12 protein-coding genes are annotated in these 14,174 nt (G+C 65.8%); 5 read left to right on the plus strand and 7 right to left on the minus strand.

Translation table 11 applies throughout. The annotated features are described in order from the left end of the window. The first annotated feature begins 195 nt into the window (after positions 1-195). Complete coding sequence (locus tag AC04MI_RS11570) at positions 196-1,179, plus strand: LD-carboxypeptidase (protein WP_476497840.1); 984 nt, start codon at positions 196-198, stop codon at positions 1,177-1,179. Positions 1,180-1,270: 91 nt separating this feature from the next. Here the strand turns inward: AC04MI_RS11570 and AC04MI_RS11575 are convergent, their stop codons facing one another. Beyond that, positions 1,271-1,630 (minus strand): hypothetical protein, encoded by a 360-nt coding sequence (locus AC04MI_RS11575; protein ID WP_056067399.1) that lies wholly within the window; start codon positions 1,628-1,630, stop codon positions 1,271-1,273. A 400-nt stretch (positions 1,631-2,030) separates the two neighbouring features. On the opposite strand from AC04MI_RS11575, the gene AC04MI_RS11580 reads away from it, so the two are divergent. The 3 genes from AC04MI_RS11580 to AC04MI_RS11590 all read left to right on the plus strand — a co-directional run bounded on the left by AC04MI_RS11580 (position 2,031) and on the right by AC04MI_RS11590 (position 6,658). Next, positions 2,031-2,960 (plus strand): adenylate/guanylate cyclase domain-containing protein, encoded by a 930-nt coding sequence (locus AC04MI_RS11580; RefSeq protein ID WP_056744210.1) that lies wholly within the window; start codon positions 2,031-2,033, stop codon positions 2,958-2,960. 113 nt (positions 2,961-3,073) lie between these two features. Next, positions 3,074-5,626, plus strand: coding sequence for a penicillin acylase family protein (locus tag AC04MI_RS11585; RefSeq protein WP_476497841.1), 2,553 nt, complete (start codon positions 3,074-3,076; stop codon positions 5,624-5,626). Between the two features lie 18 nt (positions 5,627-5,644). Next, the gene (locus AC04MI_RS11590) at positions 5,645-6,658 is read left to right on the plus strand and encodes an asparaginase (protein ID WP_288851400.1); all 1,014 of its coding nucleotides are present in this window, start codon (positions 5,645-5,647) and stop codon (positions 6,656-6,658) included. Between the two features lie 97 nt (positions 6,659-6,755). On the opposite strand, the gene AC04MI_RS11595 is transcribed toward AC04MI_RS11590, so the two are convergent. Further along, positions 6,756-7,373, minus strand: coding sequence for a hypothetical protein (locus AC04MI_RS11595; RefSeq protein ID WP_436078560.1), 618 nt, complete (start codon positions 7,371-7,373; stop codon positions 6,756-6,758). A gap of 233 nt (positions 7,374-7,606) precedes the next feature. Here AC04MI_RS11595 and AC04MI_RS11600 point away from each other — a divergent pair, with 233 nt between their 5' ends. Continuing rightward, positions 7,607-8,335 carry a hypothetical protein gene (locus AC04MI_RS11600; protein ID WP_288851398.1) on the plus strand — a complete coding sequence of 243 codons (729 nt, stop codon included), beginning with the start codon at positions 7,607-7,609 and terminating at the stop codon, positions 8,333-8,335. A gap of 34 nt (positions 8,336-8,369) precedes the next feature. Here the strand turns inward: AC04MI_RS11600 and AC04MI_RS11605 are convergent, their stop codons facing one another. The 5 genes from AC04MI_RS11605 to AC04MI_RS11625 all read right to left on the minus strand — a co-directional run bounded on the left by AC04MI_RS11605 (position 8,370) and on the right by AC04MI_RS11625 (position 14,069). After that, a complete protein-coding gene (locus AC04MI_RS11605; protein WP_476497842.1) occupies positions 8,370-9,644 on the minus strand; it encodes an acyl-CoA dehydrogenase family protein in 1,275 nt (424 codons plus the stop codon). A 52-nt stretch (positions 9,645-9,696) separates the two neighbouring features. Beyond that, entirely contained in the window at positions 9,697-10,782 is a 1,086-nt protein-coding gene (locus tag AC04MI_RS11610) for a phosphotransferase (RefSeq protein ID WP_476497843.1), read from the minus strand. Between the two features lie 44 nt (positions 10,783-10,826). Beyond that, entirely contained in the window at positions 10,827-11,546 is a 720-nt protein-coding gene (locus AC04MI_RS11615) for a Crp/Fnr family transcriptional regulator (protein ID WP_476497844.1), read from the minus strand. Positions 11,547-11,729: 183 nt separating this feature from the next. After that, complete coding sequence (locus AC04MI_RS11620; RefSeq protein ID WP_476497845.1) at positions 11,730-12,509, minus strand: oxepin-CoA hydrolase, alternative type; 780 nt, start codon at positions 12,507-12,509, stop codon at positions 11,730-11,732. 36 nt (positions 12,510-12,545) lie between these two features. Next, positions 12,546-14,069, minus strand: coding sequence for a 3-hydroxyacyl-CoA dehydrogenase (locus AC04MI_RS11625; protein ID WP_476497846.1), 1,524 nt, complete (start codon positions 14,067-14,069; stop codon positions 12,546-12,548). Between the last annotated feature and the right edge of the window lie 105 nt (positions 14,070-14,174).

Here is a 14,174-nt window from a genome sequence, read left to right on the forward strand (position 1 = left end):
CACAACATCCGTGGATGCCCCGAGCCGGTGGTGCTGCCGCATGCGGGCCATTTTGTTCAGGAGCATGGCGAGGCCATTGCTGCACAGGCTGTGGAATACTTCACGCACTGATGTGCCCGCTGGCGCCCCATGACTGCATGGGGCACCGGGCATCCCCCCTGTTTACGGAGCAGGCCCCAGCGGGGCCTGAGCGCTTTGCACGACCACCATCACGACCCCTCGCAGTGCGACCACGACCACGGTCCCAAGCACATCTACATCTACTCGCCTTCCAGTGCAGTGCGCGACAAGGCCGCCTTCAAGCGGGGCATTGCCCGCCTCAAGGCCCAGGGCCATGAGGTGGAGGTGGATGTGGACGCGCTGGCCACACACACACGCTTTGCGGGCGACGACGCCACCCGGCTGGCCGCCATCCACCGTGCGGCGGCCAGTGGCGCCGATGTGGCGCTGATCTCGCGCGGGGGCTATGGCCTCACCCGCATCCTGCCGGGCATCCGCTACAAGGCGGTGGCCAAGGCCATCGAAAAGGGCACCCACTTCGTGGGCGTGAGCGACTTCACCGCCTTCCAGCTCGCCGTGCTGGCCAAAACCGGGGCCACCACCTGGTCGGGGCCCTCGCTGGGGGCCGATTTTGGCGTGGAGGGCGCGCCCGACGACATCATGGAAGCCTGTTTTGACGACCTGCTGACCGGCCACGGTGAAGGCACGGGCTGGCGCATGCACAAGGAAAAGCCCCATGCCACTACCGGCAAGCCGGCTGTGCCCAACGTCTATGTGAAAAGCGCCACCCTGTGGGGCGGCAACCTGGCGGTGCTGGCTTCGCTGGTCGGCACGCCGTACTTCCCGCAGGTCAAGGGTGGGGTGCTGTTTGTGGAGGATGTGCACGAGCATCCCTACCGCGTTGAGCGCATGCTGACCCAGCTGCTGCACGCCGGTGTGCTGGCCCAGCAAAAGGCCGTGGTACTGGGGCAGTTCACCAACTTCAAGCTGGCGCCGCACGACAAGGGCTACAAGCTGCRGTCGGTGGTGGACTGGCTGCGCACCCAGATCAAGGCGCCCGTGCTGACCAACCTGCCGTTTGGGCATGTCGAGACCAAGGTGCTGCTGCCCGTGGGTGCAACGGTGTCGTTGTCGGTGGAAGAGCGCGATGCGCTGATCTATTGGGGCCACCAGCACTGAACAGGCGGCGCTAACCTGGGGCCGCTGCGTGGCACGATGTAAGTGCGGCGTGGTGACCGGCCCCGGCTGTCAGGGCTGCAATCTCAGAGTTTCAGAGGTGCGCGCGGGGTGCGTTGGGCATTTGTGGCACCCGCAGCGACAGCGGCAACTGCCCCTGGAACATCGGCGTCACCTGGTCCAGCACCGTCTGCGCGATGGCCTCGCCGCGCAGCAGGGTGAGCGTGTCAAGCAAATCGCTGCGCAGGTACCACAGCGCTTCAATGTCGCCCGCATAGCGCAGGCGCATGTTCATGCGCGCCACTTCGCAGCCGGTCAACCCCATCAGGCTGTGCAGCATGGCACGCCGCACCTCTTCCAGACCCTGGTCGCGCACCCAGGCCGTCGATGACGGCTTGTCACGACCGAGCAGGTCGTGCAGGTTGTTGCGGAGATTGGGCTTGTTCCAGCGCATGGACGGTGAGCTGTGCGATTCTTGTAACAGGGTCGATCAAAGTAAGCGGGAGTGAGGATTGACGCAAGGGTGACGCTCTTGTTTTTGCATAAAGACAACACGGCGCCCCCGTTTGTTGCGAACTTTTACGCAATTCATCGCGAATGCTTGCGGCGGCCTGACGCGAGGCAAGCGGGCGAACAGGTGCGCTGCTCGGCGTGGGCTTTGCCGGGTCTTCAGGCACCCAAGATGCGCGCCCTCTACGCCTACTGCCACCACCAGCGCCTCCAGTGAGGCCGCAAGTACTGGCTTGCGTGGCCCGCAAAGACCTTGGCAAAGGATTGTTGACGCTTTGATAGATGCGTCTTCGTTGAGCTTGCACTAAACTGGTTCACATGATGTTACTAATCGGCCATCGTTCATGAGTGTGTTGTCAACGGTGGTCTTCGCCGACATTTCGGGCAGCACCTCGTTGTATGAAACGCTGGGCAACGAGCGCGCCACCGAGGCGGTGACGCAGGTCACGCAGTGGATCAGTGACACCATCGAGGCGCATGCAGGCCGCGTGGTCAAGAAGCTGGGCGACGGGGTGTTGTGTGTGTTTGGTGATGCGGCCAGTGCCGTGACTGCCACCACCCACATGCTGCGCCAGCACCAGGCGCGTCTGGACCGGTGGCCGCAGCCGCTGCGCATGGACATCCGCGTGGGAGTGGCCAGTGGCGAGGTGGTCGATGTGGATGGCGACTGTTACGGTGATGCCGTCAATGTGGCCTCCCGCCTGTGCGAGCGCGCGGGCCCCGCCGAAATCTGGGCCACCGAGACGACTGTGTTGCTGGCGGGGGCCGCTGCCGATGTGTGGTACCGCAAGCTGGGCCTGATGGAAATCCGCGGCAAGGCCGAGCTGCAGATGCTCTACCAGGTGGAGTGGCGCGAGAACGAAGAGCCCGATTCGCTCACCATGCAGGCGGCGCTGGTCAGCAGTTTTGCTCCGGCCGATTCCATCCTGGGGCAGATCCAGTTTTCCTGGCATGGGGTGGACATGTCGTTCACTTCGTCGGATGCGCCCGTGCATGTGGGGCGCGCCAACCATGCCCAGCTGTGCATCAATGACCCCCGCGTTTCACGGCTGCATGCGCGCATCGACTGGCGCAACAGCGGCTTTGTGCTGACCGACATGAGCAGCTTCGGCACCTGGGTGCGGTTTGACGGCAGCGACTCGCCCGTGCGGCTGCGCCGCGATGCGTGCATCCTGCATGGCACGGGGCAGATTGCACTGGGGGTTCCCTTTACCGAGTCCAGTGCTCCGATCATGAACTTTCAGGTCGCCGGCACCAGCGTTCATCTGGGCTGAGGCCGTCGGCTGCCGCCGACAGCTGTCACAGCGCGGCGGGCTCCCGGTCAGCGCGCAGCCCTTTCACTTCCGAACCCACACAAACAACCCAGAACAATCAGGAGACACGAGACATGGCGTGGATGAAGCGAACGGCCGTCGGGCTGGTGGTGGCGGCCTTGCTGGCTGGCACGGGGGCTGCCGTGTATGTACAGCGCAGCTTTGCGACACTGGATGGCAAGTTGGTCGTGAAGGGCCTGCGCCAGGCCGTGCAGGTGCAGCGCGATGGCGCAGACGTCACCCACATCCGCGCGCAGAGCCCGCAAGACGCCTGGTTTGCGATGGGCTACGTGCATGCGCAGGAGCGCACCTGGCAGCTGGAGTTCAACCGCCGCGTGATGCACGGCGAGCTGTCCGAAGTGTTTGGGCCGGCCACGCTGGAGACCGACAAGCTCATGCGCACGCTGGACATCATGGGCACGGCCAGGCGGCAGTACGCAGGCCTGCCGTTGTATGCCCAGGAGGCCCTGCAGGCCTACAGCCAGGGCATCCACGCCTTCCACCAGAACCGCCCCCAGGCGCTGCCGCCGGAGTTCCACATCCTGGGCGTTCAGCCCGGCGGGACCACGGGTGCTGTGTGGGAGCCGGAGGACAGCGTGGGCTGGGCGCTGATGATGGCGCTGGACCTGGGCGGCAACTGGGGCAACGAGTTTGCGCGGCTGTCCGTTGCGAAAACGCTGGACACCGAGCGCTTGTGGCAACTGATGCCACCGTACCCGGGCGAGCGCCCCGCAGCCTCGGCCGACCTGGCCGCGTTGTACCGGCAGTTGGGGGTGTACCGGGCCACCGATGCCAGCGCTTCTGCTGCACCGGCGGCCGCCGCTGAACCGGTCGACCGGGGGGCTGCATCTGCCGCGCTGGGTGATGGGCATTTGTCCCGCCAGATTAGTGCCGGCATGCTGGCCTGGGCTGACGAACTGACCCGCAATGCGGGTACCAACGAGGGCAAGGGCAGCAACAACTGGGTGCTGGCGGGCACCCGCACCGTCAGTGGCAAACCGCTGCTGGCCAACGACCCGCACCTGGGCCTGTCGGCACCTGCCATCTGGTACTTTGCGGGCTTGCAGGCACCTGCGGGCCAGGCGTCTGACGGCACCCCCATCGGCGCCATCGACGCGGTGGGCGCCACCTTGCCCGGCATGCCCTTTGTGGTGCTGGGCCGTACGGACAAAGTGGCCTGGGGCTTCACCAACACCGGCCCCGATGTTCAGGACCTGTACCTGGAGCAGATCAACCCCGCTGATGCCTCGCAGTACCGCACGCCCGAGGGTTGGGCGCCCTTCACGGTGCGCAACGAAACCATCCGTGTGAAAGGGCAGGCCGACGTCGCCCTGAAAGTGCGCAGCACCCGGCATGGCCCTGTGTTGAGCGACGCGCAGAAGTCGCATGCCGACGTGCTGGACCTCGGCAAATACGTGCTGGCGCTGCGCTGGAGCGCGCTCGATGCCGACAACCAGACGGTGCTGGTGGGCCTCCAGACCAACCAGGCCAAATCGGTGGACGCGTTGTTCGCGGCACTGTCGCACTACCACTCGCCGATGCAGAACGTGGTGGCGGCCGATGACCAGRGCAACATCCGCTTCAAGGCCGCAGGCCGCGCACCCGTGCGAGACCCGGCCAACGACATCCGGGGCGTGGCGCCCTCACCGGGCTGGGATGCGCGGTACGACTGGAAGGGCTGGCTGCCGTATGACCAGACGCCCGAGGACAACGGCGCCCGGGGCTGGATTGCCACCGCCAACCAGCGGGTGACCGCGCCGGACTATCCCCACTACCTCACCCAAGACTGGGCCTTGCCCTACCGCTACGAACGCATTGCGCAGTTGATCGAGGCGACCGACAAGCACGATGCCGCGAGCATGCAGGCCATCCACCGCGATGTAACGTCTCTGGCCACGCGCAGGCTGCTGCCCTACCTGCAGCAGGCCAAGTCATCACACCCCCTGGCCGCAGCTGCGCAACAGCAGCTCCAAGGCTTTGACGGTGTGATGGATGCGGGCAAGGCTGCGCCCCTGGTGTTTGCCGCATGGACCGACGAGCTGGCGCGTGGCCTGATCGTGCCGCGCATCGGTGACGCGCGGTTTACCGCCACCTACGGCAAACGCGACTACCGGGCCGCGCTGGAGGGCATCCTGGAGCGCAACGACCCCTGGTGGTGCCAGCCCGCATCGTGTGCAGAGCAGTCGGCCGCAGCCCTGGGACGCGCGCTCGACCGGCTGCAGGCGGCCTACGGCGCAGACCCCGCGCAATGGCGCTGGGGCGCGGCGCACCCGGCACTCAGCGTGCACCGGCCATTTGGCAATGTGCCTGCACTGGCCCGCTTTTTTGACGTGAGCGAGCCATCGCATGGCGACGCCTACACCGTCAACGTGGGGCAGTACAACGCGGGCGAAGCCAAGGGGCCGTTTSTGAACCGCCACGCCGCATCGCTGCGCGCGGTGTACGACCTGGCCGACCTGGAGCAGTCGCGCTTCATCTACCAGACCGGACAAAGCGGCCTGGTGTTTTCGCCGCGTTACCGCGACATGAGCAGCACCTGGGCGCAGACGGGCTACCGTGCCCTGCAGCGCCAGCCCGCAAGCTGGGCCCATGAGCTGACGCTGGCCCCCGCACCGGCGGCGCAGTAACCACTGCTGGAGATCACCATGGGTTTTGTTCCGCTGATCGAGGTGACCCGGGGCGACCTCGCCGAATGCCAGCACTGGGGCGCCGTGGCGGTGGCCGACCGCCATGGCCGTGTGCTGGCGCAGGTGGGCGACCCGTACACGGTCACGTTCACGCGCTCCACCATCAAGGCATTTCAGGCCCTGCCGTTCATGCAGTCTGGCGGCGCCCAGGCGCTGGGCTGGGGCGCGGGCGAACTGGCCCTGCTGTGCGCCAGCCACAACGGCGAGGCCATGCATGTCGAGCAGGTTGAGCACATGCTGGGCAGTGTGGGGCAGAGCTACCACGCCTTGCGCTGCGGCTGCCACCGGCCACTGTTTGCCGAGCTGGGGCTGGGTTCGCTGCCGGACGGCTTTGTGCCTGACGAACGCCACAACAACTGCAGCGGCAAACACGCCGGTTTTGTCGCCCATTGTGTGCGGCAGGGCTGGCCGCTCGACAACCATCTGGACCCTGCGCACCCGTTGCAGTGGGCGATTCGTGAGCGGGTGGCGCAGGCAGTGGGGCTGGGGCCTGAGCAACTGGTCATGGGCATCGATGGCTGCTCCGCCCCCAACTACGCCATGCCGCTCGCGCACCTGGCCCGGGGCTATGCGCGCCTGGCAGGTGGGGCGCCCGACACGGATCTGGACCAGAGCCTGACCGCACTGGCCGATGCCATGGTGCAACGCCCGGAGCTGGGCTCCGGCACCGGCCGGCACGACCTGGATTTCATGCGGGCAGGGCAGGGCGACTGGGTCTCAAAGACCGGGGCCGACGGGGTGCAGGTGGTGGGCAGCCGCAGCCGTGGCGAGGCATTTGCCCTCAAGATCATGGACGGCAACATGGTGGCGCAGGTGGCGGCTGCGGTGGAGGTGATGGACCAGCTGGGATGGCTGGATGCAGCCCAGCAGGAGGCCCTGGCGCCGCGCAGAAACGCTGTCATCCGCAACGCCAAGGGGCTGGTGGTGGGCGGCCGCCGGCCTGTGTTTCGCCTGCAGCGCGCAACGGCTTGAGTCTGGTTGGCGTGTGCGTGGCTACTGCCGGAAGCGGCAGCGCGTGAGCCCCAGCCGTACGGGGCAAGAAAATTGAATCAAATGGGCCGGTAGCGCACTATTCATATGCGCTGGCTGCTTCAAAAAATGTAGCAAAAGGCTCGGTGTCCGGCAGCACGTAGATCACCCCTGGTGCCCGCCCGAACCAAGGTGCGATGAACTGGTCGTAGAACGCGGCAGGTGCGTTAACGCAGCCGTAGCTGATGCGTTTGTCCCGCGCGCCGGGGCTTGCAAGACGCTGCAGGCGGTGCTCTGCGGCGCTCACGCTGCGCACCCGGTGCAGTGAGACGGCAGCGTCGTAGTCGATCCACACAATGTCATCACCCTGCAGGTTGCGGCCGGGCTCTGTCACAAAGCGGCCAGCAGGGGTGGTGCGTTCGTGCGGGCGGATGTAGGACAGAGGCTTGGCCCCGATGCCCGGGGCTGAGCGGTCACCCGCAGCGGCCCCCAGCAGCACGGGCGCGCTGCCGAGCCACTGGGCCTGTGCCGAAAATACGTGGATGCGCGCGGCAGGCTTGTCGATCACGGCAAACGGCAAGCCCTGGTGGTCGGCCGTCGCGGTGGACCAGCGCACCAGCTGGCGCACCCGGGCCGATGCATCGTCGGGCAGCGCCAGGGCGGTCCCCGGAGCGGCCAGCGCACCAGCCACGGTGATGAGGGCAAGTCTGCGGTTCATAGAGAAGAGCATGTGGGCTGTTCAGATCGCCAAAAGTGAATGCGGCGGGGTTGCTCCGGCGCGGTGCAGTGCCCATGCGCGTGGGCAGTGGCCGCACCAGCCGTTCGCCGCTTTGCCCTTCCGGCATGGTGAACCAGGTCACAGAAGGCGTTCCGCCGGTTTGCCGCAGCGGCCGATGCCCCCAATAATGCCTGCATCCGTGACTTCCGCGAAGCCTTGGGCTTCGAATCGCCATGTTTGACCGTCTTCGCAAAGCGCTGCATCTGCCCGGTGGCCCGAATGCCGCACGGCCCGTGTCCAACCAGGAGGTGGTGCGTTGGGCGGCCACCCAGCGCCTGGCGGTGGTGCCGCAGGCGGTGGACGGGCATTTTGACCTGGGGGGCGACCTGAATGGCCACCCGTGGCGGCTGGAATGTGGCAACCCAACGCGTGACTATGTGCGCGGCCTGGAGTTGCGGGGGCGCGCCGACCTGGGGGTGGACCCGGACGCGGCGGTGATGGTGCTCAACCGCCCCTTGCAGGAGTCCCTGGAGGGCAATGCCTACAACGCCATCACCGACACCCTGCAGACCACGGTGAATGCCAGCCTGCCCGAGGAAATGCGCTGGCTGGCCATGTTTGAAGAGGTGACCTGGCCGGGCCTGCCGGCCTCGTTTCGACAGCACTTTGCGGTGGTGGCGGAGCGCATGGAGACCGCGCAGCGCTGGATCCATGCGCCGGTGGTGTCCCAGTTGCTCAACATCGTGGAAGGTGAGGGCGGGGAGGTACGGGCGCAGTCGCCTCTGCTGTTGATGCTGGTACGCGGCAAGGTGTATCTGCGCATGGAGCACACGCAGCGCAGCCTGACGGAGATCGCCCAGGCCACGCAGCTGCTGCTGGCGGCTGCCCAAGGGGCATTGCAGAACCTGCCGCCCCCTCCGCCCGCGGGTGTGCCGACGGAAGGCGCTGCAGACCCGCAGTAGGGGCTGCGGGTGTCAGGTCCTACGGAGGTTGGCGTCAGCTGCCGCGGGTGACCGGCACGGCGGCGTCGCGGCCGTAGGTGCCGTACTTGCCCAGCTCCCACTTGGCRATCGCGTTGCGGTGCACTTCGTCCGGGCCGTCAGCRAARCGCAGSGTGCGCGCACCGGCGTAGGCATAGGCGAGCGGGAAGTCGTCAGACATGCCGCCACCGCCGTGCACCTGCATGGCCCAGTCGATSACCTGGCAGGCCATGCTGGGCGCSACCACCTTGATCATGGCGATCTCGGTCTTGGCGACCTTGTTGCCGGCCACGTCCATCAGCCAKGCAGCCTTCAGSGTGAGCAGGCGSGCCATGTCGATCTTGCAGCGSGCYTCGGCRATGCGCTCCTGYGTSACGGTCTGCKRGGCSACGGTCTTGCCRAAGGCCACGCGYGASGAKGCGCGCTTGCACATCAGCTCSAGCGCRCGYTCGGCCAGGCCRATSAGGCGCATRCAGTGGTGRATGCGTCCRGGGCCSAGGCGGCCYTGGGCRATCTCGAAGCCRCGGCCTTCGCCCAGCAGGATGTTGGAGACGGGCACACGCACGTTCTCGAAGGTCATCTCGACGTGGCCGTGCGGYGCGTCGTCGTAGCCCAGAACATTCAGCGGACGAATGATCTTGATGCCAGGGGCGTCGGCGGGCACCAGCACCATGCTCTGCTGCGAATGGCGCGGGGCTTCGGGGTCGGTCTTGCCCATGGTGATGAACACAGCGCAGCGCGGGTCGGCCGCACCAGAGATCCACCACTTGCGGCCGTTGATSACGTACTCRTCGCCCTGGCGCTCGATGCGGGTCKMGATGTTGGTSGCGTCGCTSGAKGCSACATCGGGTTCGGTCATGGCGAAGGCCGAGCGGATCTKGCCTTCGAGCARKGGCTTGAGCCAGCGSGCCTTGWTGGCTTCGKMRCCGTAGCGGGCAATGGTYTCCATGTTGCCGGTGTCGGGCGCSGAGCAGTTGAACACCTCGCWGGCCCATGGCACGCGGCCCATGATYTCGGCCAGYGGYGCGTATTCCTGGTTGGTCAGGCCGGCACCTGCATAGCCGGATGCTGCGGCGCTGTCGACCGGCAGGAACAGGTTCCACAACCCGGCGGCCTGGGCCTTGGGCTTGAGGTTTTCGATGGTGTTCAGCGCGCTCCAGCGCTTGCCTGCGACGGTGTTGGCGGCCAACTCATCCTTGTAGGCAGACTCGTTCGGATAGATGTGGTCATCCATGAACTGGAGCAGCTTGGCCTGCAGTTCCTTGGTTTTGGGCGAGTAGTCAAAGTCCATGGGTTTCTTCTCCGTTGGTAATCGTGGGCGGCGCAGGTGTTGCGTCGTGTGTTCAGCCGCGTTGAGCGAAGGACCAGGCCAGCTGGGCCATGGGTCGTGCGGTGTCGCCCGAGGCCTTGGCCTGGGCGCTGGAGGCCGTGCCAGCCTCTACCCGCTTGGCGATGCCCTGCAAAATGGCGGCGAKGCGGAACATGTTGTAGGCGAGGTAGAAGTTCCAGTCGGCACGCAGCGCCTCGGGGGTGGTGATGCCGGTGCGCTCGCAGTACAGGCGGATGTAAGTGTCTTCGTCGGGAATGCCCAGCGCGCCCAGGTCCAGCCCCGCAATGCCACGCCCCAGCGAGGCAGGAATGTGCCAGCTCATGCAGTGGTAGCTGAAGTCCGCCAGCGGATGGCCCAGYGTGGASAGCTCCCAGTCGAGCACGGCGATCACGCGGGGCTCGGTGGGATGGAACATCAGGTTGTCCAGGCGGTAGTCGCCGTGCACGATGGACACATGGCCCTCGTCCCGTGCGCTGGCGGGCATGTTGGCGGGCAACCATTCCATGAGGCGGTCCATCTCTTCGATGGGCTGCGTGATGGAGGCCACGTATTGCTTGCTCCAGCGGCCGATCTGGCGGTCRAAGTAGTTGCCSGGCTTGCCATAGTTGGCCAGGCCTCGGTCTGCAAATTTCACCGTGTGCAGCGCTGCGATCACCCGGTTCATCTCGTTGTAGATGTCACCGCGTTCAGCTGGCGTCATGCCGGGCAGGGACTGGTCCCACAGCACGCGGCCCTGCATGCACTCCATCACGTAGAAGGCGCGCCCAATCACCGACTCGTCCTCGCACAGCACAAACATGCGCGGCACGGGAACGTCGGTGCCGTACAGGCCGCTCATCACCGCAAACTCGCGCTCGATGGCGTGTGCTGAAGGCAGCAGCTTGGCCACGGGCCCGGGCTTGGCGCGCATCACGTAGCTGGCGCCGGGGGTGATGAGCTTGTAGGTGGGGTTGGACTGCCCGCCCTTGAACATCTCTACCGTCAGCGGGCCCGCAAAGCCCTCCATGTTCCTGGAGAGCCATGCAGTCAGCGTTTCGATGTCAAAGGCGTGCTGATCGGAAACAGGGCGGGTGCCGACGAAATGGTCAAAGTTGCTCATGGAGGCGGATGAAGGTTCTGGCGGTCAGTGATGGGGTAAATGAGTCAGTTGTCGGCTTCAGCGATGCGCATCAGGGCTTCGCGGTCCCGCACCACCAGGCCGCCCGGCTCGATGCGGATGGCGTCTTCGCGTTCCATGGCCTTGAGTTCCTGGTTCACGCGTTGCCGCGAGGCACCTAGCAGTTGTGCCAGTTCTTCCTGCGCCAATTGCAGGCTGATCCGCATTTCGCTGCCGTCCGACAGGCTGGGCACGCCGTAGCTGCGCACCAGGTGSAYCAGCTGCTTGGCCAGGCGYGMWCGCAGGGGCAGSGTGTTGAGGTCTTCCACCAGCCCGAACAGCKKGCGRATGCGSCGCGCMTGCAGSCGCAKCAKCGCYTCGTACAGCTCGGTGTGCACGGCCAGGATCTTGCGAAAATCGGCCTTGGCCACACACAGGATCGTGGTGTCGCCGTGCGCGTAGGCGTCGTGCGTGCGCCGGTCCCCATCGAAGATCGCCACGTCGCCGAACCAGATGCCCGGCTCCACATAGGTCAGCGTGATCTGCTTGCCCGAGATGGATGTGGAGCTCACCCGCACTGCACCGCGCGCGCAGGCAATCCACTCCTCGGGMGGGTCGCCGCGKGCRGCGATSAGGYCGCCGTCCTTGAAGCGTTTGACGWATGCACATCGSAGGATGTCGTGSCGTAGCGAWGGTGARAGWGAWGAAAACCAGCGACCRSAGTTGATCGCTTCACGTTCTTCGATAGTAAGAATCGGGTCGTCCATGGCCTGTCTTTTGGGTGACTAGAAACAGGCCCATTGTCGCGTCAGGGACCTGCGCAATGCGTCAGGGTTGTCACCTGCGTGTCTGCGCGTAGGCCAAAAGAAAACCCCCAGCGCTGGGTGGCAGCGTACCGGGGGTTGATGGGTCTGCGACGGTGGATGCGTCGAGGCGTTTGTGGTGCAGCGCTACTCGTAGCGGGGCACGCGCTTTTCCAGAAATGCTGAGATGCCTGCGCCGCCATTGGCGTGGTGCAGGTTCTTCACGAAGTGGTCGCGCTCATGGCCCAGGTGGTGCGTGAGCTGGGCATGGGGAGCTTCGTTCAGCAGCTCCTTGATGCTGGCCAGTGCATTGGGTGCACGGGCATTGAGCTGCTCGGCCAGCGCCAGGGCAGCGTCGAGTGCATTGCCTGCTTCGGCAAGGCGGTTGACCAGGCCCAATGTGTGCAGGCGTTCTGCGCTGATGCGGTCCCCGCACATGAGAATCTCGGTGGCTATCTGGCGGGGCAGCGCGTGGGCCAGGCTCCAGCTGGCGCCGCCATCGGGCGACAGGGCCACGTTGCTGTAGGCCATCACAAACACGGCATTGCGGGCCGCCACGATGAAGTCGCAGGCCAGTGCCAGCGAAAACCCTGCACCGGCTGCGGCGCCCTCCACGGCGGCGATCACCGGCTTGGGGTAGGTGCGGATGGTCTCGATCCAGTTGTGCAGGCCYTCRATGCTTTSKGCCTGCACCTGCGGCGCTTCCTGGCGGTTGGCCAGCAGGCGCTGCAGATTGCCGCCCGAGCAGAACATGCCATCGGCGCCCGTGATGACCACGCTGCGGATGTCGGGGCTGCTTTCGGCCACGCCCAGCGCTTCCACACCCGCGGCATACATCACCGGGTCGATGGCATTGCGCCGCTCGGGGTTGCGAAGGGTCAGGATCAGGGTTTGGCCCTGGCTGGTGCTCTGGAGTTCTGCGGGCATGGTGGTGTTCAGTGAGGTGGCCGTGGTGCTTGGCAATCAGTCTTCTTCGACATGGCTCAGGCTCAGGCCAATTGCACCCCTTCGGCGCAGCCATGGGCTGGGGCGGTAGCGCGTGTCGCCATACACGGTCTGCATGTTGAACAACACTTCCAGGATGTTGGTTGGGCCCCAGCGGTCGCCCATGGCCAGGGGGCCCAGCGGGTAGCCCAGGCCCAGGGTGACGGCGGTCTCAAGATCTTTGGGGGTGCAGATGCCTTGCTGGCAGATGTCGCTGGCGATGTTCACGATGGTGGCCACCACGCGCTGCGTGACGAAACCACCGCTGTCACGGATCACGCTGACAGCCTTGCCGTCGCGCGCAAACAGCGCATGCGCTGCGTTGCGGATGTCAACGCGCGTGGCGGGGTTGGTGGCSAGCACGCGGCGCTTGGTSGCGGCRTCRTCGATSAGCATGTCRATGCCSATSGTGCGGGCTGGGTCCAGCCGCTCCACCACGGCGACGGTGGTCACGTCAAAGCCCAGTGGGGCAACCAGCGTGATGGCCTGGGGGGAGGGGGATTGGCCGGTCTCGATGGTGGCCCCCAGGTCCTTGAGCAATTGGTACAGCTCGGCCCGGCGTGCAGCGCGCGAGGACACCCACACCGGCGGAATGTCGTTGACCACGGGGGCAGGCGCCTCGGCAGGCACCTGCGCAATGCCCTCCACGTAGCGATAGAAGCCTTCGCCCACCTTCTTGCCCACCACGCCCCCCGCCAGACGCTGCGCGGTGATCACGCTGGGGCGGAAACGGGGTTCGTCGTAGTACTGGCGGTAGATAGACTCCATGACCGGGTGCGACACGTCCAGCGCCGTCAGGTCCATCAACTCGAAGGGCCCCAGCTTGAAGCCGACCTGGTCGCGCAGGATGCGGTCGATGGTGGCGAAATCGGCCACACCTTCGCCCACGATGCGCAGGGCCTCCGTGCCGAAGCCGCGCCCCGCGTGGTTCACGATGAAGCCAGGGGTGTCCTGCGCCTGTACAGGGGTATGGCCCATTTCCTTGGCATACGCGGCCAGCGCAGTGCAGATCGCTGGATCTGTCTTGAGGCCCGCGATCACCTCCACCACCTTCATCAAAGGGACGGGGTTGAAGAAGTGGAACCCAGCCAGGCGTTCGGGGCGCTTGAGGGCTGCGCCAATGGCCGTCACGGACAGAGAGGACGTGTTGGTGGCCAGCACCGCATCGGCGCGCACCACCCCTTCCAGTTCGACGAAGAGGGCCTGTTTGGCATCCAGCCGCTCCACGATGGCTTCCACCACCAGATCGCAGGCCGCCAGGTCTGCCGCTGTTTTGACGGGGTGCAGCCGCGCGGTCAGTGCTGTGGCTTGGTCCGCTTCGATCCGGCCCTTGGCGACCAGCTTGTTCCATTGCTCCTGCAGGGCGGCCCGTGCGGCGTCGGCGGCTCCGGGGTTGGCGTCCAGCAGAAAAACCTGACTGCCAGCCTGGGCAGCAATTTGTGCGATGCCTCGGCCCATGGCACCGGTACCCACGATGGCGATGTTGGGAAACTGAATTTTCATAGCGGCATTATGGCTCTGGCCTTATCTGGGTCTTATGTGCAAGAATCCTCCGGACCGAAAAACAGAATTGATTGTGAAAATCCGTAACACCGTTTTTGGACCAGG

Source organism: Acidovorax sp. LjRoot204 (assembly GCF_056175785.1).